Consider the following 22,889-nt stretch of genomic DNA (forward strand, 5'->3'; position numbering starts at 1 on the left):
AGAAAGAAATATTAAACGAAAAACTAGCATTTTAAAATGCTAGTTTTTCATATAATAAATTTTTAATAAGAAGGTGAAAGTATGCCTTTACTGAGATTAGTTTTAAGAGTTCTCATTATTGCAGTTATATATATTATAATCTTTTGGGCATTAAGAATTATGTATAAGGATATAAAGGGGCAAAATAAGAAAAAGAATAGTATAAAAAGGCTAGGTCTTGAAGTTATTCAAATAGGACAGGGAAACTCTATACTAAAGGTAGGATCTGTTGTACCCATTTCTACAAGGCTTACAATAGGTAGAAAAGAAGATAATGAACTTATACTTGATGATCAGTATGTATCAGGGCATCATGCAGTAGTATTCTTAAAAAATAATGATTATGTTATTCAAGATTTAAAAAGCACCAATGGAGTTGTAGTGAATGGTAACATATTAGAAAAGCCGATCTATTTAAATATAGATGATGAGATTGCTATTGGAGAATATGTATTTAAAGTAATAGGATAAGATTTTATGATAAGGATGGAGAAGTATTAAATGGATAGTAAGAGAGATGAGAAAAGGCTCTTAAGATACACTTATATTTTCTGCTTAGTATGCTTCATGAATCTAAGTCTCCTAGGTTTTCCGAAGACTGGATTAGATAAGACAGCAATGACTATAGGATTAATAGTCTGTGGGCTTATTGCATATGGGCATTTTGTAGTAAGAAAATTTTTTCCGGATGGAGATAAGTATATACAAATATTTGCTAGTATACTTACAGTTGTAGGATTGGTTTTATTATATAGAATAGATAGATCAGATGCGTTAAAGCAAGTTATATGGTTTACTGTGGGAATAGTAGGGTTTATCTTAATAGTTGTGATATTGCCAGACTTACGGAGATTTGCTAAGTATAAATATTTTTATTTAGTATGTACAATTATCTTAATGGCACTAGGAACTATTTTAGGGGAAGAAAAGTATGGAGCTAAAAACTGGATTACATTAGGTGGGATTGCTTTTCAACCTTCAGAGTTTGGGAAGCTTTTTTTAGTTGCCTATCTATCTTCCACTTTAAGAAAATATGAAGAGCATAAAGACCTAGTAGAGCCAGCTATAGTAGTTATGGTGGTTCTTGGTTTTATGGTTCTCCAAAGAGATTTAGGGTCTGCCTTATTATTCTTTGGTATTTCAGTAACTATGCTATATATATCAACTTCAAAGATAAAATATGTAATTACCTGTTTAGGACTATTTGCAGCAGGGTCTGTTGTAAGTTATAATCTATTTTCCCATTTAAGAGTTAGAATACAGATTTGGAAAGATGTATGGGCATATGCAAATGATGAAGGATATCAGGTAGTACAATCTATGATTGCTATAGCCACAGGAGGATTGTTCGGGACAGGACTTGGGCAAGGTCATCCAGAGTTTATTCCTGTAAATGCTACAGACTTTATTTTTGCAGTATTAAGTGAGGAAATGGGAGGATTAATGGCTTTTGCTATTATAATATTATATTTCTTACTGTTTTATAGATGTATGAGGGCGGCGGTATATGCAGAAAATAAGTTCTCTGCCCTACTAGCTGTAGGATATAGCTCTATGATAGCCACACAGGTTTTAGTCATAGTTGGTGGAGTCATAAATTTAATACCTTTAACAGGTATTACTCTTCCACTTATAAGTTATGGAGGAAGTTCTATGATAACTACTTTTTTTGCCTTAGGAATTCTCCAAAAAATTTCTGAGGAGGGGATAGGTAATGAATGATATTTCTAAGAATATTAAAAAGGTGCTTGTAGTATTCTTATTATTTTTTATCGGGATAGTTTCATATATAACTTATTTTCAAGTTTTTAAAGCTGAAAAGATAGTAGAAAGTCCTTATAATAGAAGAATACAGGCTAAGAGAAATGAAGTATTAAGGGGTACAATATTTGATAGAAATATGAAAGCATTAACCAAAAGTAAAAAGGTTAGTACCTTAAATCAAGAGAGAACCTATGTAGATGGAGAAGTGTTTGCTCATGTATTAGGATATGTAAATCCACGATATGGGGTAAGTGGACTTGAAAAACAATATGATGGGATATTAATTGGGTCTAGTACTATGGATATATCTAAGTTTTTAAATTCTATTACAGAAAAAAACGATAAAGTTGGATATAGTGTAAGAACTACTCTAGATTATTCAGTTCAAAAAAGAGCTTTTGATTTATTGGGAAACAACAAAGGGGCAGTGGTAGCACTGAATCCTCAGAATGGAGAGATAATAGCTATGGTGTCAAAGCCATCCTATAATCCTAATAATCTAGAAGAAAGCTGGAAAACTTTAAATTCAGATAAGAATATACCATTATATAATAGAGCTATAATGGGAATGTATCCACCGGGATCTATTTTTAAGATAATAACCACACTTAGTGCATTAGAAAATATAAGTGATGTTACAACAAGAACTTTTGAAGATGAAGGTGTCCTTGTATTCAATCAAAGAGAATCTCTAAGAAATTTTGATGGAAATAAGTATGGAAATATTGACCTTAGAAAAGCCTTCTATAAATCAAGTAATGTGGTTTTTGGAAGTTTAGGTATAGAACTAGGAAATGATGCTCTAAAATCAACAGCAGAAAAGTTCTATTTTAATGAAAAAACTCCAATAGATGATTTTAATGTAAAAAACAGTAGATTTCCAACTCTAAAAAGAAATGAATTAGGAAACATGGCACAAACTGCTATAGGTCAAGGGGAAGTTCTTGTAACCCCTTTTGATATGGCACTTATGACTGCAGGTATTGCTAATAAAGGTGTAATCATGAAACCTTTTGTAGTAAAGGACATTTTAAATGAAAATGGAGAAAGTATTAAAAAAATAAAGAGTCAGGCAGTTAAGACGGTAACATCAGAACAAAATGCTAAATTGATTAAAGAATATATGAAGGATACTATAGATAAAGGAACTGGTAAAAATGCAGCTTTAAGTGGAGTTAGTGTAGGTGGGAAAACTGGTACAGCAGACACAGGAAGAACAAATGAAAATCCTCACTCTTGGTTTGTAGGCTTTGCACCTTATGAAAATCCCGAAATAGCTATAGCTGTTATTGTAGAAAATGGTGGAGTTGGTGGAGGAAAGGCCGCAGAAATAGCTAGAGAAGTAATGAGAGAAGTGTTAAAGAAGTAGGGAAAATAGTAAAAGAACATATGTTTCTTTTATAATATTAATGTTATAATAAAGTCAAGATATTTGTAGAATCTTGACTTTTTTTGATATTAATTAATAAAGGAGCAAAAATGAAAGGGAAAACTCATATAGGAATAGGTGCAGTTACGTTTATGTCTATATATCATAAGATCCCTGGGGGATTTGATTATATGGGTTTTATTATAGTAATAATTGCATCTTTAATGCCGGATATAGATCATCCAAAAAGTATGATTAATAAATATATATTGCCATTTAAAAATAAGTTAACTAAGACTGTAATATACTTATGTCTTTCTTCTATAGTATTTTATTTTGATTATTTGTATGTAAATGATATAGTTTTAAAGGCTTTAGGAGTTACTTTAATATTTGTAGCGATTTCTTCACATAGAAATGGTCTTACTCATAGTTTAGTAGGACTAATAGTATTTACAATAATATGCAGATATATAGGGAAAGCTTATAATATACATAATGGACCATACTATTTTATGATTGGATATGGTATGCATTTATTATGTGATATGGGTACTAAAAAAGGAATTCCTTTATTCTATCCATTAATAAAAAAGAAATATAAACTTCCACTGACCTATAATGCAAATTCAAAAGGTGGAAGTGTTTTTGAAGATTTTTTAATAATTACGGGGATTGCGTATATTGTATATAGATTGCCAGGAATATTTTAAGATGATTGCAGAGTGGAGGTTTTAGTATTATATGTTCGACTTTGAGTATCAATTAAAGATGTTACCAGAAAAGCCTGGAGTATACTTAATGAAAAACTCCCTTGGGGAAATTATATATGTTGGAAAAGCGAAAGTGCTAAAGAATAGAGTAAGACAGTATTTTCAAAATTCTAAAAATCATGGCAGTAAGGTTAAGGCTATGGTTAAAAATATAGAGGAATTTGAGTATATCATTACAGATTCTGAAATGGAAGCACTTATTTTGGAGTGTAATTTAATTAAGAAATATAGACCTAGATATAATATTCTTTTAAAAGATGATAAACACTATCCTTTTATAAAGATAACTACAAGTGAAGACTTTCCAAGAGTTTTTGTAACAAGAATTAGAGCAAAGGATGGAGCAAAGTACTTTGGACCATATCCAGATGCATCCGCAGTTTATGAAACTATTGAGCTTATAAAAAAAATCTTTCCAATTAGAACTTGTAGATTGACTATAAAAGAAGATGGTGAAGCTATAAAGCCATGCTTAAATTATCATATAAATTTATGTACAGCACCCTGTGCAGCACATATTAGTAAAGAAGAATACGGCAAGACTATAAAGCAAATAATAGATTTGTTAACTGGAAGAGATAGTGAAATTGTAGATAATTTAAAAGAAAAAATGAATGATGCATCTGAAAACTTAGATTTTGAAAAGGCAGCTTCTTTGAGAGATAAAATCCTAGCTATAGATAAAATAAGAGAAAGACAAAAGATCATATCAAGTAATTTTGAAAATGAAGATTTTATTAATGTATATAGTGATGAAGAGGATTGGTGTGCTCAAGTATTTTTTGTTAGAAATGGTAAAATTATGGGGAGAGAGCATTTTATTTTAGATAATAGCATTTTTAATGAAAAAGGAGAAGTAATTTCAAATTTTATAAAGGATTTTTATGGAGGAACAGCATTTATTCCAAAAACTATATATGTACCAGAAGCTACTGATATAGAATTACTAGAGGATTGGCTAACTTCTAAAAGAGGAGCTAAAGTTTTTATTAAAGCACCTCAAAAGGGCGAAAAGAAAAAACTTTTAGAACTGGTTGAGAGTAATGCAAAGAGTACTTTAGAACAATTTAAATCAAAGATGAAGATTGATAAGGAACTTCAAGGTAATATTTTGAAAGAATTAGCTGAAATATTGGACTTAGAGGATATACCAAGTAGAATAGAGGCTTATGATATCTCTAATATTCAGGGAGTAGATTCTGTAGGAACGATGGTAGTTTTTGAAGAGGGTAAACCTAAAAATAGTGATTATAGAAGATTTAAAATTAAGTCCGTAAAGGGTGCAAACGATTATGATAGTATGAGAGAAATATTAACTAGAAGATTCAAACATGGACTTAATGAAACTAAAGAGATACAAGAGAGAGAGCTTTTATTAAGTGGAGCTAAATTCAGTATATTCCCAGATCTTATCCTTATGGATGGAGGAAAGGGTCAAGTAAATGTAGCTTTAGAAGTGTTACAAAGTCTTAATATAAATATACCTGTTTGTGGCATGGTAAAAGATGACAAACACAAAACTAGAGGTTTAGTGTATAATAATATAGAATTAAATATTAAAGCCAATTCAAAAATTATGAATTTAATTACTAGAATTCAAGATGAGGTTCACAGATTTTCAATAACTTATCATAGAAGTTTAAGAGATAAGAGGACTTTACATTCCGTATTAGAAGATATACCTAATATAGGATTAAAAAGAAGAAGAGAGCTATTGAAGAAATTTGGAAGTATAGATAATATTAAAAATGCTTCTTATAAAGAGTTAGTAGATACGGAATCTATTAACGAAAAAGCAGCGAAAAGTATTATAGATTATTTTCATAAATAAAAATAGAAAGGGTGTGGAGAATGAAATATGTTTTAGATGTTCACACACACACAATATCCAGTGGTCATGCATATAGTACTTTATTAGAGAATGCAAAATATGCATCGGAAATAGGCTTAAAAATACTTGGAACCACAGACCATGGGCCTACTATGCCAAGTGCACCACATCTTTGGTATTTTGGAAACTTAAAAGTTTTGCCAAGAGAGATATATGGTGTTACAATGCTTCATGGATGTGAAGCTAATATAATAGATTTTAGTGGCAATATAGATATACCAGATATTATAGCAAGTAAGCTAGATATAGTTATTGCTAGTATGCACGAGCCTTGTATAGAGGCAGGTACACGAGAAAAAAATACAGAGACCCTGCTAAAAGTGATGGATAATCCGTATGTTAATATTATAGGGCACTCTGGAAATCCTAGTTATCCAATATATGAAGAAGAGATTGTGAAGAAGGCTAAAGAAAAAGATATTCTTATAGAAATAAATAATAGTTCATTTAAAGTATCCCGTGAAGGGAGCGAGCCTACTTGTATAAAAATTGCTGAACTCTGCAAGAAGTATAATACGAAAGTTATAATGGGTACAGATGCACATGTATGCTTTGACATTGGTAAATTTGATAAGACAGGACCTATTCTAGAAAAAATAGGAATGCCTGATGAACTAATAATGAATTTAGATGAAAATAATTTTATAAGATATCTAAAGAGTAAAGGAAAGTTGAAGGATATTAATATTGATTAGATTGTACTAAATAGTTTATACTATTTACATATTTAATAATTATCAAGGAGAAATAAATGGGTCAGTATGATGATTTTAATAAAAAATTAAAAACTGTTTTAGATGAACAAGACTTACAAGTTAATGTGCTTATGAAGGATCATACTTCATTTAGAGTAGGTGGGCCAGCTGATGTATATGTTACACCTAAAACTTATGAAAAAGTTAAAGAAGTAATAAAAATTTGTATTGAAAGTAATACACCTTATTTTATAATTGGAAATGGTTCAAATCTTCTAGTTAAAGATGGAGGCATTAGAGGTGTAGTAATTAACATGTCTAAACTTAATGAAGTTAAAGCAGATGGAGAAAGAGTGATAGCACAAGGCGGGGCACTTCTTTCAAGTGCATCAGTTCAAGCACTAAAACAAAGTTTAAAGGGTATGGAGTTTGCACATGGCATACCAGGTAGTGTAGGTGGAGCTGTTGCAATGAATGCAGGAGCTTATAATGGAGAAATATCTCAAGTTATTGAAAGCGCCCTTATAGTAGATAAAGAAGGAAATATTAAAAAATTATCAAAAGAAGAATTAGAGTTAAGCTATAGAATGAGTGCAATTTTGAAGTATGATTATGTAGTTTTAGAAGCTACCTTTAAGTTAGAACAAGGAGACTACAATGCTATAAAAGATAGAATGGATGACTTGATGAATAGAAGAAGAGATAAGCAGCCATTAGAATATCCTTCAGCAGGAAGTACTTTTAAAAGACCAGAAGGATATTTTGCGGCAAAACTTATAGAAGATAGTGGATTAAAAGGTAAAAAATTAGGTGGAGCTGAAGTATCTATCAAGCATTCAGGATTTATAATTAATAAAGAAGGGGCAACAGCAAAAGAAATATTAGATTTAATAAGTGTTGTTCAGCAAACAGTAAAAGAAAAATATGATGTTGAATTGAGTACTGAAGTTAGAATAATTGGTGAAGATGGATTTTAAATAATATAATAGTATGGAATTATTAATAACAAAGACTAATATGGGTTATACCTATACTAGTCTTTTAATTTTTTATTACATTAAAGCTGATTAAATGTTTTTAGAAAATGTGCTATAATTAAAAAATAAAACTGTATCAGTACAGGGAGGATGATTATATATGAGATTTGTTATTGTAACTGGACTTTCAGGAGCAGGAAAAAGTCAAGCAATTAGAAGCTTAGAAGACCTAGGGTACTTCTGCGTAGATAATTTACCTCCTACTCTAATGGGAAAATTTGCAGAAGCTTGTTTTCAAACAGATGGAAAGATAGATAAAATAGCATTAGTTATAGATATAAGAGGTGGAGAGTTTTTCTATGACCTATTTGAGAATTTGAAATATCTTAAGGAAAACAGCTATGAATATGAAATTTTATTTTTAGATGCTAATGATAATGTACTAGTAAAAAGATATAAAGAATCTAGAAGAAAACACCCACTTGCACCTGAGGGTAGGGTAATACAAGGAATTGAATTAGAAAGACAAAGACTAAATGATGTAAAATATAGAGCTACAAATACAATAGATACCTCAGACCTAACGCCTATGCAATTAAGAGAAAAGATTTCTCAAATATATGGCGATGATTCTCAAATGGAAAATAAGCTTATATTAAATGTGCTTTCCTTTGGATTTAAATATGGTATACCAGTAGATGCAGATTTAATTTTTGATGTAAGATTCTTACCGAATCCATTCTATATACCAGAACTTAAAGAGTTTTCAGGAAATGACAAATGTATAAATGAATATGTACTAGGATTTAAAGAAACTAAGGAATTTATTAATAAATTAGAAGATATGCTTGACTTTTTAATTCCAAACTATATAAAAGAAGGTAAAAGACAGCTGGTTGTTGGAATAGGATGTACTGGTGGTAGACACCGTTCAGTGACTATAGCTAACACAATATTTGAAAGGTTTAAACAAAAAGGTCACAAAGTAATAAAAGAGCATAGAGATTTAAATGAAGATGTCAAAAAGGTTGGAAAAAAACTATGAGATTAATACAGTGGCTAAAGCCTGGTATAAAGGTAAAGAGATGGATTGCTTTAGGAGTTATGGGGATCTTATTCATTGTCTTTGCTGCTGTAGAGTTTTTTAATAGAAAGTATGTTAATGTCAATTATAAGTGTTTTTATGTTTTTCTTATTTTAGCAGGAATCACAATACTATACATTTCTATTACTCAAGGAATAAGAGTAATTATTTTATTAATCAATAAAGGTTATTTAAATGTATCTATAAATTCTACTAAGTTAGAAAATCTTATTTATGAGAAAAGACTACTTGTAAAAGGGCCAAAAATTGTTGCAATAGGCGGTGGAACAGGGCTTTCTACTATGCTTAGGGGTTTAAAATATTATACATCTAATATTACAGCTATTGTTACAGTTGGTGATGATGGAGGTGGTTCTGGAACTCTAAGAGAGGAACTTGGAATACTGCCACCAGGGGATATTAGAAACTGTATACTAGCATTAGCTGATACAGAGCCTTTAATGGAAGAACTTTTGCAATATAGATTTAAAGAAGGAAATTTAAAGAATCAAAGCTTTGGTAACTTGTTCTTAGCAGCTATGGACGGTATTTCTAATAATTTTGAGGAAGCTGTGAAGAAAATGAGTTCAGTGCTTGCAGTTGGAGGAAGAGTACTTCCTGTAACACTAGAAGATATGACATTAAAGGCCAAATTAAAAAATGGAAATGTTATTTGTGGAGAATCGAATATTCCTTCAGAAGTTATAAAACAAAGTTCCGCAATTGAAAGACTTTTTATACAACCTTCAGGTGCAAAAGCTTTAGATGAAGCTGTTGAAGCTATATTAGATGCAGATGCAGTGATTTTAGGACCAGGCAGTCTTTATACAAGTGTAATTCCAAACCTTCTAGTTAAAGGGATAAGTGAAGCATTAAAGGACACTAATGCTATAAAAATTTATATATCAAATATAATGACACAAGAAGGAGAAACTGACGACTATGAGGTAGCAGATCATATAAAGGCAATATTTAGTCATGCTGGAGAAGGAATAGTAGACTACGTGGCTACTAATACTCAAAAAATAAATGATTCAATAAAGGATAAGTATCGAGAAAAAAATTCAAAGCCAGTTAAAGTATATGAAAAAAATATTATAGATTTAGGTGTAAGAATTGTAGAGGGAAATTTCATAACTATAAAAAGTGGATTGATTAGGCATGATCCAGATAAATTAGCTAAATTTTTAATGGAAGTAATAATGGAAAAAAAATTATTATTTGATAGAAAGAAAATACTAGAATATTTTTATTTATCCCAAAGATTAAAAGAAAATAAAAGAGTTAAGGAGTAACAGGAAAATGTCATTTTCTTCAAAAGTTAAAAATGAGATATGCAGATATAATGAACTAAGTAAAGGTGAAGCAATTGCGGAGTTATCTGGAATTATGAAGGTAAGCGGAACTCTAGGATTTGCTGGAGAAATGAAGATAAACTTTAGGATTTCTACAGAAAATCCTGCAATTGCAAGATTAATCTTTAGGCTTTTAAAGGATCATTTCAAGATACATACAAAGATATTTGTAAAGAAGAGTAACTCATTAAAAAAGAATAATATATATGCTGTTATGATAGATCATGAAATGGGAGTAAAGGAACTACTAAAGGAAGTTGGAGTACTTAAAGAAGAGAATGGTATGATTTCTTTAGATTACAGTATTCCAGACCATATAGTATCTAAGGACGAGTATAAAAGAGTATTTATAAGAGGGGTATTTTTAGGGGGAGGAAGTATAAGTAACCCAGAGAAAGCTTACCACCTTGAATTTGTTACTCACCACGAGGAGTATGCTGAAGAGTTAAGTAAGCTTATCAATAGTTATGGATTAAATTCTAAGGTTATACAGAGAAAAAGTAGTAATGTTATTTATTTAAAGGAAGGAGAACAGATAGTAGACCTTCTTAATATAATTGGAGCACATGAATCATTGTTAGAACTTGAAAATGTTAGAATAATGAAAGAAATGAGAAATAACGTTAATAGATTAGTTAATTGTGAGACGGCAAACCTAGGGAAAACAGTAAATGCAGCAGTTAGACAAATAGAGAGTATAAGACTAATAGAGAGTGAAATAGGATTGAAAAGACTTCCACAAAATCTAAGAGATGTTGCTGAACTAAGAATAAACTATCCTAATGAGTCGTTAAAAGAGTTAGGAGAAATGCTTGATCCTCCTGTTGGTAAGTCAGGAATTAATCATAGACTTAGAAGAATTGAGAAAATTGCAGAGGAGCTTAGAAAAGAAGGAAAGTAGGTATGTTGCATGTCAAAGCATGAAGAGATAATAAAGCACATACATTCGCTTAAAGTGGGAAATAAGATTTCAGTAAGAAGTATAGCGAGTGAACTTGGAGTAAGTGAAGGAACTGCATATAGAGCTATAAAAGATGCTGAGATATTGGGAACAGTAGCTACAATTCCAAGGGTGGGAACTGTTAGAATTGAAAAGATTGAAAAGAAAAGCATAGAATCTTTAAGTTATGCTGAAGTTGTAAATATAGTAGAAGGTACTATACTTGGTGGTAAAGATGGAGTACATAAAAAGTTAAATAAGTTTATTATAGGAGCTATGCAGCTTAATGAGGCAAAAAGATACATGTTGCCTGGGTGTATAGTGATAGTAGGGAATCGGGAAGATATTCAAAGGGTGGCCTTAGAAAATGAATGTGCTGTGCTTATAACTGGAGGCTTTACATGTAGTGACAACATTAAAAAGTTGGGAGATAGTAAAAACTTGCCTATAATATCTTCAAGCTATGATAGCTTTACTGTAGCTACTACTATTAGTAAAGCTATATCTGAAAATTTAATTAAGAAGGAAATAATCCTAGTAGAAGATATAATGAAAACAAAAGTTAATTACATAAAAGAAAATGAAACTGTTAGCTTTTTAAGGCAAATGATCTCTGAAACAGGGCGTGAAAGATATCCAGTAGTAGATGATGGTATGAATGTTGTAGGCATTGTGACAATAAAGGATTTGCCAAGGGATAGCAGTAATGATGTTCTAATAAGTAAAATAATGAGCAAAGATCCTATAAATGTTACAGAGAAAACTACAGTTTCTTATGCAGCACATATTATGGGATGGGAAGGTATAGAGATTTGTCCTGTAGTTAGAAGAAAAAAGCTTGTAGGAATTGTAGGAAGAGATGATGTAATAAAAGCTCTCCATTATATAGCAAGACAACCTCAAGTAGGGGAGACTTTAGAAGATATAATTCTTAAAAGCTTTGAACAAGAGGTTCAAGAAGATTTAATAAGGTTTACAGGTAAGATAAAACTTGAAATGCTAGACCATATGGGTACAGCGTCTTGGAGTTCGCTAAATATGTTACTTTCTACAATAGGTATAGCAACATTGAGGCGGAAAAGTAATGAAAATATAAGAGTAGATAGTATTTCTACATACTTTATAGAACCGATACAAATGGATAGTATAATACATATAGATGCACAGATTATTGATATAGGAAGAAACTTTTGTAAGGTTGAGATGAATATGTATAATAAAAAGAAATTAATAGCAAAAGCTATGCTTTCTGCTAGTATATTGAGATAAAATCAGAAACCTATAATTAAGTTCAAAAGAAAGGTACCGAGAGTAAAGAGTTAACTCAAAGGTACCTTTTTTACTATTGTTATATGAATTATCTAACTGTAAAGGTGAGAATATAGCTTTTATTTAGATAAGCACCTTTAGAGGAGAACATACCTTTATTAATATAAAGGGAATAGGTCTCTCCATAATCGTAAGGCTGTAGTGGAATGATTTTAATTGATGTATTGTTGTCAGTAGTAATCATATTAAACAGAACAGGTTTTCCGGCGCTATTATAGAGGTTTATACTAGTATCATCTAAATAGGTAGCATCGATTTCAGAATTAAAATTTATTTTCCATTCCTTGTTGGTGCTTACAGATTCTTTATTTATATATATAAAGCCATCACTCTCATCGGTGAAATAACTTTCATTTCTTCTAGGATTTAAGGGACTATCCCAGCTATACGTATAGAAAGATTGTGATTTGGTTAGCACTGGGAAATCTGTAACCTGGAGGTCTCTATATTTTTTTCCATCAGCCCATGTGCCCATGTATATTTGATTTTTACTACCATTCCCTAAAGCTATTTTCTTACTTTCTAAATCTTTATTAAAGCTGTACATAGCTAATCCATCGAAGAGATTATAAATGCCATATTTATCTAAGGCTTTATACATATCTGGTTCATAGTCATTGTTAAGAGGAACCCCGTGACTTGCTAGTGCCACTAGATTAGAGTTATAAGAACTATACAGATTAATAAAGTCCTTCTCACTATTTGGTATACTAATATTTTCAAATATATCTTTTGCCATTCTGTGATCATTAGTAACATCATCGTTGAAAACTTCCATTATTAGTTTAGTCTGTTTTGGAAAGTTACTTAATTGCTCTTGAGTTATTTGATAAGAATACCAAGGAGCCAACATATACATAAAAGCGCCAGATGTACCCCAGTTATTACTCTCTATAGCTTTATAAGTAAGTGCAGGGAGTGCGCCGGCACCAAAGGAGTGCCCAACAAATCCTATCTTTGTTAGATCCATTAAATCTCCATATGATTTTACTGATTCTTCAATACCATCCCATAATATAGTATATTTTTCTTCTATTACTGTTTTATTAATAGGTAAAGGAATAATAGGATAAGGTATATAAACAACTATATAGCCTTGGCTTACGATATGATTGATTAAATTTTTATATAAATTAGGATCTGACCCACCATACCCATGACAAAAAAAGATAACAGGAGTTTTAGAATCGATATCCTTAAGGTAATACAAACGTGATTTTTCCTTTGTATTACTAGGATTTATAAATTGTTTTTCAAGAATTTCCTTATTCTCTATGCTTGGAATTTCTACATTTACAGGCTGGGCTTTAGTGGAAGTATTCATAAAAAAAATATTTATTGTAAATACTAAAATAAAAGATAAAGATACAAGTTTAGTAGTTCTGTTATTAGATTTCAAATTAACACCTTCTCATAACTTATTTACTATGTTAAGTATACTATAGTTGAATAATTATAAGGGAATTTTTTTGAATTCATAAAAAAACCACTCTTATTTACTAGAAATTTATTGATTATAAAATTTGAGGCTTTAATATTAATATCTTGATAAAATAACGTAAAATATATTGAAAAACTACAATAAAGAGGTTATAATTTTTAATGAATTAGATATTTAAAATATTGGGATTTGGGGGCAGGAAATATGGAAACTGTTAAAAAGGTTATAATTCCTAAAGCTTATCATTCAAGCTTAGATTTAAGAAAAACAGAAATAGCAATAAAAAAGCTTAAAGATTATTTTGAAAGAGAGCTTGCATATAAATTAAATTTAACTAGAGTATCAGCACCTTTATTTGTAAAGGCATCTACAGGACTTAATGACAATTTAAATGGAGTAGAAAGACCAGTAGGTTTTGATGCATTAGATATTAAAGATGAAGAAATACAAATAGTACATTCATTAGCTAAATGGAAGAGAATGGCATTATATAGATATGGTTTTACTTCAGGAGAAGGCCTTTATACAGACATGAATGCTATAAGAAGAGATGAAGAGTTAGATAACCTTCATTCTATGTATGTAGACCAATGGGATTGGGAAAAGGTTATAAGCAAAGAAGACAGAACTATTGATAAACTAAAAGGTACAGTAGAAGGGATATATGAAGTGTTCAAAGCTACTGAAGAATTTATCAATAGCAAATATCCTGAGATAGATAAAATATTACCAGAAAAGATTACATTTATAACTACTCAAGAGTTAGAAGATATGTATCCTGGTTTAATTGCTAAAGAAAGAGAAAATAAAATAGCAGAAGATAAAGGTGCAGTCTTTATAATGAAAATAGGAGATAAATTAGCATCAGGCGAAAAACATGATGGAAGAGCACCAGATTATGATGATTGGCAATTAAATGGAGATATTGTATTTTGGAATCCTCTTTTAGAGTGCGCTTTTGAGCTTTCTTCTATGGGTATTAGAGTAGATAAAGAATCATTAGTATCTCAATTAGAAAAAGAAGGTTGTATGGAAAGAATAGAATTAGAATTCCACAAAATGCTTGTAGAGGATAAACTTCCTTTAACAATGGGTGGGGGAATTGGTCAATCAAGAATATGTATGTTTTTCTTAAGAAAAGCTCATATAGGTGAAGTTCAATCTTCTATATGGTCAGAAGACATTATAAAAGAGTGTGAAGAATCAGGAATACAATTATTATAAAACTTATTGACAAACTATGAAAAGCTTGTTATTATTAGATAAATTAAATACGGAACTTCTTATCAAGAGTGACCGAGGGACTGGCCCGATGACGTCCGGCAACCTAAACAGCAATGTTTTAAGGTGCTAAATCCAGCAGGTATTTATACCTGGAAGATAAGGAACTGAGAGATTAAAATCTTTCTGTAGCTTATCTACAGAAAGATTTTTTTATTTTATCGGGGCAAAATAGACAAGGAGTTTCTGTAACGAAATTACTAAGGGGGCAATTAAAAATGACAAAACAATTATCTTTTGAAACAATTCAATTACACGGTGGGCAAGAAATAGATGCTGTAACAAAATCAAGAGCTGTACCACTATATCAAACAACTTCTTATGTATTTGAAGATACACAAGATGCAGCTGATTTATTTGGTTTAAAGAAGTTTGGAAATATTTATACTCGTATCATGAATCCAACTACAGATGTTTTTGAGAAGAGAGTTACTTTATTAGAAGGTGGGGTTGGAGCAGTTGCAACGGCATCAGGAATGGCAGCTATAACATATGCTATCTTAAATATTGCTGGTAGCGGAGATGAAATTGTAGCAGCATCTACAATATATGGTGGTACTTATTCTTTATTTGAAAATACTTTACCTAACTTTGGAATTAAGGTTAACTTTGTAGATCCAGAAAATGTAGAAAATTTTCAAAAGGCTATAACAGAAAAAACTAAAGCAGTATTTATAGAAACAATAGGAAATCCAGGAATTAATATATGTGATATAGAAGCCATAGCAGACGTTGCTCATAAAAATGGAGTTCCGCTAATTATAGATAATACTTTTGCAACTCCATACCTTTGCAGACCATTTGAATTTGGAGCAGATATTGTAGTACATTCAGCTACAAAGTATATAGGAGGTCATGGTACATCTATAGGGGGAATAGTAGTAGACTCAGGAAAGTTTGATTGGAATAATGGTAAGTTCCCAAAACTTGTTGAACCGGATAAGAGCTATAACGGACTTTCTTACTATGAAGCTTTTAAAGAAGCAGCTTATATCTTAAGACTTAGAACTGCATTATTAAGAGATACAGGAGCATGTATATCTCCATTTAACTCTTTCCAATTATTAATAGGTCTTGAAACATTATCGCTTAGAGTAGAAAGACATGTAGAGAATGCTAAAAAGCTTGCAGAATATTTAAGTAATCACCCTAAAGTTGAGTGGGTAAACTACCCAGGTTTAGCTGATAGCAAATATAAAACTCTTGCAGAGAAGTATCTTCCAAAAGGAGCTGGAGCTATATTTACTTTCGGAGTAAAGGGTGGATTAGAAAGCGGTGTGAAATTTATAAATTCATTAGAAATTTTCTCACTCCTTGCAAATGTAGGAGATGCTAAATCTCTTGTAATACATCCAGCATCTACAACACATCAACAATTAGATGAAGAAAGCCAAAGACAAGCTGGAGTTAATCCAGAACTTATAAGAGTTTCCGTTGGAATTGAAGGAATAGATGATTTAATTAATGATATTGAAAATGCTTTAGCACAAATATAATAAAAAGCCCTGTATTCGGTTGAATACAGGGCTTTCTTAGGCATAAAGTCCCAATAGTTTTATATCTTATAATATGGTATAGTATAAGATATAATAAGGTCTTTAATATTGGGGGAAATTATGAATAAAGGAAAAACAATAAATAAATCGAAGGTATCAAGTAAAAAGACTGTAGCTATAGCTATAACCGTAATACTAGTTATAGTCACATTGATTTTAGGATATATTACAATGCCAGTGCTATCTTTAAACTTTATAAGTACTTTAATAGTAATTCAAGTAATAGCACTTTTAATTATGGCAACTTTACTTGTTTATAAGTTTCAGATTAAAAAGGTAATTTGGATATCTGTAATTACTTTTATTTTGTTAGTATTCCAAATAGGATCTACTCTTGGTATTTTTAATTCAGGTAAATATAGAACTATGATTGGCGAGGTAAAGGAAAAAGAATTTTCTTCTGAAATATCTCCTATAGATTTAACTAAGCTTCCAATGGTAGATAAAGATCTTGCTCAAAACCTTGGGGAAAAGAAGCTAGGAGAACAAGTAGCATTAGGTAGCCAAGTTGAATTATCAGAATTTACTCAGATAAATGTTAATGGACAACTATACTGGGTGGCACCACTAGTTCATTCAGGAATGTTTAAATGGTTTTCAAATAGAGAGGGTACTCCGGGGTATATTCAAATAAGCTCTACTAATCCTCAAGATATAAAACTAGTGCAAACAATTGATGACAAGAAAGTTAAGATAAAATATCAACCTCAAGGCTTTTTTGGAGATGATTTGCGTAGAAAAATATACACATCAGGCTTTCAAAATGTTGGACTAACTGATTTTTCATTTGAACTAGATGATTCAGGAAAGCCTTACTGGGTAGTTACAAAATATGAAAACTCTATTGGTGTAAGTGGTTCGAAAGTTAATGGGGTTGTTATAGTAGATGCTGAGACAGGTGAAGTTAAAGGGTATGATATGAAGGATATACCAAGTTGGGTAGATAGAGTAATTCCAGCAAACTTTGCAATTAATCAACTAAACGATTGGGGTCAGTACGTTCATGGTTGGTGGAATCCATCTGACAAGGATAAATTAAAAACTACAGAGGGATATAATATAATTTATAATGATGGAAATTGTTATTATTACACAGGATTAACTTCATCAGGGAATGATGAATCAACTGTAGGGTTTGTGTTAGTTAATACAAGGACTAAAGAAACAAACTTCTATAAGGTTTCAGGTAGTCATGAAATAGCTGCAATGGCTTCGGCAGAAGGTAAGGTTCAGAATTTAGGGTATACAGCTACTTTCCCAATATTAATTAATCTTGAAAATGAAGCAACTTATTTTATGTCATTAAAGGATAAGAAGGGATTAATTAAGCTATATGCTATGGTTAGTGTTAAAGATTATAGCACAGTAGGAACTGGAGAGTCTTTAAGTAAAACTAAGTCTAATTATATAAATTATCTTAAAGACAAAGGAAACTGGCAAGGTTTAGAGAAAAGTGGGGAAAAGATTACCGAAAAAGGAACAGTTCTAAGAATTGCATCTTCTTTTGTTGAAGATACAACCTATTATTATATAATTTTAAAGGAAAAACAAGACAAGATATTTATAACTTCTTTAAATATGTCAAACGAACTCCCTTTAACTAGGGAGGGGGATTCAGTAGAGATTACCTACAATAAGAATCCTAATTCTAGTATAGACCTTATAAGCTTTGATAACCTTCAGTTTACTCAAACTAAAGCTGTAAGTGAGGAAAAGATTATTGAAGAGAAGGAAGTTATAGGAAAGATAAATGAACAAAATTAATAAGTAGTGCAAAAACAAAAGGAGAAAAGCTTACAAAGCTTTTCTCCTTAATTAATTTATTTTTAATTAACAGGTAAGAATATAGATATTTTTGTACCTTTTTGAAGCTGGCTTGATAATGTGATTTTTCCATTATGTTTACCTATAATTAACTTTGCAATAGATAAACCTAAACCAGTTCCACCACTATTTTTTGTTCTAGATTTGTCCGCTCTATAAAATCTATTAAATATATGGGGAAGATCATCTTTATCAATGCCTATACCAGTATCTTCTATTATGATTTCTAAATAGCTTATTCTATTGTATGAGCTTAATTTTATAGTTCCATTTTCGGGTGTGAATTTAACACTGTTATCTATAAAAATTCTAAGAGCTTCTTTTAACATTTTCTTATCTGCTAAAAGTAATAGCTTATCATTATTCTCACACAAAATATTATGATTTGTAGCTATCATCTTAGTTTCTTTAACTATTTCCTCAATTAGTTCATTTATATGGAATTTTTCTTTTTCTAGTTTTTGTAGTTCCTTATCTCCTCTTGCTAGGAATAAAAGATTCTCAATCAAGTTCTTCATATTTTCCGATTCGCTTTTAATAGCAGTTATAGACTCATCAAGTACTACTTTATCATCTTTTCCCCATCTATCTAACAAATTAGCATATCCTTGAATTACAGAAATAGGAGTTCTAAGCTCATGGGAGGCATCAGATACGAACTGATTTTGCTGCTCATAGGCTTGTTCTATTCCGTCAATCATGGTATTAAAGGTTTCAGCAAGTTCTTTTAATTCATCCTTAGACCCGGTAACATTTAATCTAGTATCTAGTGCTTCAACAGATATAGTTTTTACTGTCTCAGTCATTTCTGCAATAGGAGATAACATTTTTCTACTAGCCTTAGATATAATTAATGTAATTATAAATAAAGACACTACATTTACAGCAATTAAGATATTGGTTAGAGTAATTATATAAAAGTTCTCTGTAATTAAGTCTTTATATATTTGTATATAGTAGATTTCATTGTGGTCTAACCTACTATTTTTTATCATTAAATCACCATTAGTGCTTTTTAGAATATCTAAAAAGTCTATATTAGTGTAAAATTTCTTATAAATATTCTGCTCATCTGTACTATGGAGAATTTTCTTATTACTACTAAAAATAGTAACATACATACCATCAATTCTAGTGATTTCATTGACAATGTTTTTAGGGAGCTCTGACTTTTCCTTAATATAAGTTGAGATTACTTGATTATTTTTTTCAATATTATTGCTTACTTCATTTAATAAAAAGTGACGAAAGCCAAACAAAATTCCAGTACTCAATAGAAATATAAATACAGAAAAAATTAGAACATATATTACAGTTATTTTAAAAGTTATAGAAAAGCGTAATCTTTTACCTATACTTTTAAAAATATTACCTATTAAAGAAGGTAAAAAACCTATAACTTTTCTTAATATGAATAAGGTAAGGGTAAAAGTTTTAAAAATTAGTTTAGGGATTAGCTTTAATAATCTAATCATATTTTAATTGATACCCCACTCCACGGATTGTATGAATAAACTTTTTATTATATTTTTCATCAATCTTAGTTCTTAAATAACGTATATATACATCTACAATATTTGTATCTCCTAAATAATCATATCCCCATACTTTTTCTAAAATTTTATCCCGAGTAAGTACAATGCTTTTGTTTTCTATTAGGTATTTTAAGAGGTCAAATTCTCTCTTTGTTAATTCAATAATTTCTTCATTAAAGCACACAGTGTATTTTTCAAGATCAAGCTCTAATTCACCTATTTTTAAGATGGTAGTAGTTTTTGGGGTATCACTACTATGTCTTTTTAGGGCAACTCGTATTCTAGCCAAAAGCTCTTCAATGGCAAAAGGTTTAGTCATGTAATCATCAGCGCCTATATCAAGACCCATAACCTTATCTGTTATCTGATCTTTTGCAGTTAACATAATAATTGGAACTTCTGTACTTTGTCTAAGCCTTCGTAGTACTTCCATACCATTAAGGGAAGGAAGCATTACGTCTAAAATAATTAGATCAAAGTCTCCTTTAACAGCCTTATCTAATCCATCACGGCCATCGTAAGACTGATCTACAGAATAACCTTCATATTTAAGTTCTAGTTCTATAAATCTTGAGATTTTAACCTCATCCTCAATTATTAAGATTTTTTTCATAGTCATACTCCTCTTTCCACTTAAGAACTCGCTACAATTAAATTATATAGTATCTATAGTTATAAATAAATAACCTACATAAACTATGCAGGTTATTCGGGGGGAAGATTTAGTTTTCTCTATTTATTAAGGTTGCTAGTTGCATTATTTACAGCAGTAGAAACTTTATTTAAAACTTCTTCAACTTCGATATTTTCTCCATTATACTTCTCGATTCTAATCTTATGATTAGTTACTATAGCTAAAATTAATCCTGTTATAGCAAAAGGGAAGGCTACAACTGTAGTTATACCCGCTAAAGTAGCAGGAACATTTATTACTATATTATCTTTTTTCTTTATTATAAATCTTGTATTATTTCCTTTTTTAATAGCAGATTTACATTTAGAAGTAAAATCATTATCACCATCTAATTTTTTATGTGTTTTTAAATTATGAGTCTTTTCTAAATAAACAAGTGCTTCTACTAAATCATTATTAGATTTTTCTAAAGCCTCTTTAGCCTCATTATAACTAACCCCAGTTCTTTCTCTTAGTAAATCTATTTGTTCTAACTTCATTGACATTGTATCTCCTCCATTAATTTAATTTATCTTATGCTATTATGATAAGATAGGAAGATTAGAGTAAGCTTAGTGAAAGATTAGAATTAGATTAGAAAATAATTAACTTAAATTAATTATCTTCAATGCTTATTATCATAAATAAGGTGTAAGTGTGAAAATTTATAAAAATATTTGTTTTTATTGTAACGAAAGATAGCTTTTATGGATATATACTCGTGGAGGTGAGAATTTGCAAGACATGGATCTAATATATAAAGAACACGCTAAAAGTGTTTTCAAGTATTTGGTTAGCCTTTCTCGTGACGTAGATTTAGCAGAGGAATTGACACAAGAAACCTTTTATCGTGCCTTATATTCCCTCGATACATATAATGGTTCCTGCAAAGTTTCAGTATGGCTTTGCCAAATTGCTAAACATATATGGTATCAAGAACTTGAAAAAAGAAAGAAATCTCAGGCTGTAGCTATTAGTGAAAATTTGCCTTCATCTAATATTTCACCTGAAGAAAATGCAATTTTCTATGAAGACAAGCTACGGTTATATACAGCTATTCATTTATTAGACCAGCCTATGAGGGAAGTAATGTATTTGCGTTTATCGGGTGAATTTAATTTCCGTGAAATAGGGCAATTTTTTGGCAAAGATGAAACGTGGGCAAGAGTAACTTTCTATCGAGCTAAACAAAAAATCGTAAAAGGGGTGAAATAGGATGTTAAATTGTAATATTGTAAGAGACTTACTACCAATCTATATTGATGAGCTAACTAGCGAAGAAACAGCTATTGAAATAAAGGAACATCTACAAGGATGTGTGGAATGTAATAAGCTTCTTGAAGAAATGAAATGTCCAATGGAAAGGATTGATTTAGAATCTGAAAATAGAGAAATCAATTATTTGAAGAAAATAAAAGCAAAAGGTGCTAAAAAGCTTAGAATTAGTATAGCAGTCATATTATGTATTTTTTCTATACTAACTTACTTATTTGTTATAGGTTCACCCGTAAAGAAAAAAGATATGGAACTTAAACAAAGTGTAGTAAATGGAGAATTGCGAATAGATTTTAATCTCATTAATGGTAAAGAATTAAATATGAAAACAGAATATCTTACTGAAGAAACAGCAGAAGGCACTAATAAAATAATTAAAATTAAGCCATATGGGGTGCTGCCATCCCCAATTTATGAGGGTACAAAATTTATATATGGATACAAATTAGCAAAAGATGAAAAGGAATTAAGTGATGAAGAAAAGATTTTTATAGAAAAGATAAGGAAACGTACAGGTCTAACTGAGGAGGAATCAAATAAAAGAAAAATTATACAAGTTAAAGTTATTATACAATTTGCAGATGATGAAGTTGTGATTGTACCTGATGAAATTTTAAAATAAGACTTTGAATTCTTATGAAGTAATATAACATCAAAATATTAGTTTTATTTATAGTTTAATAGGGGGATAAAAGATGAAAAGAAATGCTTTGTTATTAATTGCTTTTGCACTCATATTTCCACTTTTTGTAGCTTGTGATGGCAATACAATGAAACCAGATACACCAACAAATACTATAGCGATGCTGGGTGTGTCAATTGATGGAAATAACTATGAGAGATTTAATAAACTTTTTAGTGAAAAAAGAAAAGATGTGGCTTCCAAAGATATGCTAAAGGAACTTAATGATCTATCTACTGAAGCTAGTTTAAATACCCACTATGAAGTTATTGAGTACAGCAACGGTGAAATGCTTTTAGTAAGACTTAATTATAGACAAGAGAAAGGTGAGTATGAAGTTGAAGATATAGTAAAGATTCCAAAAGAGATGAAAAAATTATTTATAACAGAATGATAGAATAAAAAG

21 protein-coding genes and 1 riboswitch are annotated in these 22,889 nt (G+C 30.4%); of the genes, 17 read left to right on the top strand and 4 right to left on the bottom strand.

The window, feature by feature from the left end; all coding sequences use genetic code 11:
* Positions 1 to 81 precede the first annotated feature (81 nt).
* The 11 genes from ACX0KU_RS07540 (at position 82) to ACX0KU_RS07590 (ending at position 12,156) form a co-directional block, all read left to right on the top strand.
* Positions 82 to 510 carry an FHA domain-containing protein gene (locus ACX0KU_RS07540; RefSeq protein WP_472992284.1) on the top strand — a complete coding sequence of 143 codons (429 nt, stop codon included), beginning with the start codon at positions 82 to 84 and terminating at the stop codon, positions 508 to 510.
* 30 nt (positions 511 to 540) lie between these two features.
* Entirely contained in the window at positions 541 to 1,761 is a 1,221-nt protein-coding gene (locus ACX0KU_RS07545) for an FtsW/RodA/SpoVE family cell cycle protein (RefSeq protein ID WP_472992285.1), read from the top strand.
* Entirely contained in the window at positions 1,754 to 3,172 is a 1,419-nt protein-coding gene (locus tag ACX0KU_RS07550) for a peptidoglycan D,D-transpeptidase FtsI family protein (protein ID WP_472992287.1), read from the top strand. The genes ACX0KU_RS07545 and ACX0KU_RS07550 overlap by 8 nt, the downstream gene beginning before the upstream one ends.
* Positions 3,173 to 3,282: 110 nt before the next feature.
* Positions 3,283 to 3,885, top strand: coding sequence for a metal-dependent hydrolase (locus ACX0KU_RS07555; RefSeq protein WP_472992419.1), 603 nt, complete (start codon positions 3,283 to 3,285; stop codon positions 3,883 to 3,885).
* A gap of 31 nt (positions 3,886 to 3,916) precedes the next feature.
* Positions 3,917 to 5,776, top strand: a complete 1,860-nt coding sequence (uvrC, locus tag ACX0KU_RS07560; protein ID WP_472992289.1) for an excinuclease ABC subunit UvrC — start codon at positions 3,917 to 3,919, stop codon at positions 5,774 to 5,776.
* A 20-nt stretch (positions 5,777 to 5,796) separates the two neighbouring features.
* On the top strand, positions 5,797 to 6,531 hold the full coding sequence (locus ACX0KU_RS07565) for a phosphatase (protein ID WP_472992291.1): 735 nt from the start codon (positions 5,797 to 5,799) through the stop codon (positions 6,529 to 6,531).
* Positions 6,532 to 6,587: 56 nt separating this feature from the next.
* Positions 6,588 to 7,508, top strand: a complete 921-nt coding sequence (murB, locus tag ACX0KU_RS07570) for a UDP-N-acetylmuramate dehydrogenase (RefSeq protein ID WP_472992293.1) — start codon at positions 6,588 to 6,590, stop codon at positions 7,506 to 7,508.
* 160 nt (positions 7,509 to 7,668) lie between these two features.
* Positions 7,669 to 8,553 (top strand): RNase adapter RapZ, encoded by an 885-nt coding sequence (gene rapZ / locus ACX0KU_RS07575; protein ID WP_472992295.1) that lies wholly within the window; start codon positions 7,669 to 7,671, stop codon positions 8,551 to 8,553.
* A complete protein-coding gene (locus ACX0KU_RS07580; RefSeq protein ID WP_472992297.1) occupies positions 8,550 to 9,887 on the top strand; it encodes a gluconeogenesis factor YvcK family protein in 1,338 nt (445 codons plus the stop codon). The genes rapZ and ACX0KU_RS07580 overlap by 4 nt, the downstream gene beginning before the upstream one ends.
* 7 nt (positions 9,888 to 9,894) lie before the next feature.
* Positions 9,895 to 10,848: a DNA-binding protein WhiA gene (gene whiA / locus ACX0KU_RS07585; protein ID WP_472992299.1), complete on the top strand. Its 954-nt coding sequence runs from the start codon at positions 9,895 to 9,897 to the stop codon at positions 10,846 to 10,848.
* Between the two features lie 9 nt (positions 10,849 to 10,857).
* Entirely contained in the window at positions 10,858 to 12,156 is a 1,299-nt protein-coding gene (locus tag ACX0KU_RS07590; protein WP_472992301.1) for a DRTGG domain-containing protein, read from the top strand.
* A gap of 88 nt (positions 12,157 to 12,244) precedes the next feature.
* On the opposite strand, the gene ACX0KU_RS07595 is transcribed toward ACX0KU_RS07590, so the two are convergent.
* Positions 12,245 to 13,615: an Ig-like domain-containing domain gene (locus tag ACX0KU_RS07595; RefSeq protein ID WP_472992303.1), complete on the bottom strand. Its 1,371-nt coding sequence runs from the start codon at positions 13,613 to 13,615 to the stop codon at positions 12,245 to 12,247.
* Between the two features lie 246 nt (positions 13,616 to 13,861).
* Between ACX0KU_RS07595 and asnA the strand changes: the two genes are divergently transcribed.
* The 3 genes from asnA to ACX0KU_RS07610 all read left to right on the top strand — a co-directional run bounded on the left by asnA (position 13,862) and on the right by ACX0KU_RS07610 (position 18,258).
* Complete coding sequence (gene asnA, locus ACX0KU_RS07600; RefSeq protein ID WP_472992304.1) at positions 13,862 to 14,881, top strand: aspartate--ammonia ligase; 1,020 nt, start codon at positions 13,862 to 13,864, stop codon at positions 14,879 to 14,881.
* A gap of 56 nt (positions 14,882 to 14,937) precedes the next feature.
* Positions 14,938 to 15,044, top strand: a riboswitch (SAM riboswitch).
* Between the two features lie 112 nt (positions 15,045 to 15,156).
* On the top strand, positions 15,157 to 16,434 hold the full coding sequence (locus ACX0KU_RS07605; RefSeq protein ID WP_472992306.1) for an O-acetylhomoserine aminocarboxypropyltransferase/cysteine synthase family protein: 1,278 nt from the start codon (positions 15,157 to 15,159) through the stop codon (positions 16,432 to 16,434).
* A 120-nt stretch (positions 16,435 to 16,554) separates the two neighbouring features.
* Complete coding sequence (locus ACX0KU_RS07610; RefSeq protein WP_472992307.1) at positions 16,555 to 18,258, top strand: cell shape-determining protein; 1,704 nt, start codon at positions 16,555 to 16,557, stop codon at positions 18,256 to 18,258.
* A gap of 62 nt (positions 18,259 to 18,320) precedes the next feature.
* Here ACX0KU_RS07610 and ACX0KU_RS07615 read toward each other — a convergent pair whose 3' ends face one another.
* The 3 genes from ACX0KU_RS07615 to ACX0KU_RS07625 form a co-directional block, all read right to left on the bottom strand.
* Complete coding sequence (locus ACX0KU_RS07615; protein ID WP_472992309.1) at positions 18,321 to 19,793, bottom strand: sensor histidine kinase; 1,473 nt, start codon at positions 19,791 to 19,793, stop codon at positions 18,321 to 18,323.
* Positions 19,786 to 20,472, bottom strand: a complete 687-nt coding sequence (locus ACX0KU_RS07620; protein WP_472992311.1) for a response regulator transcription factor — start codon at positions 20,470 to 20,472, stop codon at positions 19,786 to 19,788. Before ACX0KU_RS07620 ends, ACX0KU_RS07615 begins: the two co-directional genes overlap by 8 nt.
* Positions 20,473 to 20,585: 113 nt before the next feature.
* On the bottom strand, positions 20,586 to 21,032 hold the full coding sequence (locus ACX0KU_RS07625) for a DUF4342 domain-containing protein (RefSeq protein WP_472992313.1): 447 nt from the start codon (positions 21,030 to 21,032) through the stop codon (positions 20,586 to 20,588).
* Positions 21,033 to 21,270: 238 nt separating this feature from the next.
* Between ACX0KU_RS07625 and ACX0KU_RS07630 the strand changes: the two genes are divergently transcribed.
* From ACX0KU_RS07630 to ACX0KU_RS07640, 3 genes are all read left to right on the top strand, one after another.
* On the top strand, positions 21,271 to 21,741 hold the full coding sequence (locus tag ACX0KU_RS07630) for an RNA polymerase sigma factor (RefSeq protein WP_472992420.1): 471 nt from the start codon (positions 21,271 to 21,273) through the stop codon (positions 21,739 to 21,741).
* Between the two features lies 1 nt (position 21,742).
* Positions 21,743 to 22,423: a zf-HC2 domain-containing protein gene (locus ACX0KU_RS07635; RefSeq protein WP_472992315.1), complete on the top strand. Its 681-nt coding sequence runs from the start codon at positions 21,743 to 21,745 to the stop codon at positions 22,421 to 22,423.
* A 73-nt stretch (positions 22,424 to 22,496) separates the two neighbouring features.
* The gene (locus tag ACX0KU_RS07640; protein ID WP_472992317.1) at positions 22,497 to 22,877 is read left to right on the top strand and encodes a hypothetical protein; all 381 of its coding nucleotides are present in this window, start codon (positions 22,497 to 22,499) and stop codon (positions 22,875 to 22,877) included.
* Positions 22,878 to 22,889: the final 12 nt, after the last annotated feature.

It is taken from the genome of Clostridium sp. X (assembly GCF_055755365.1).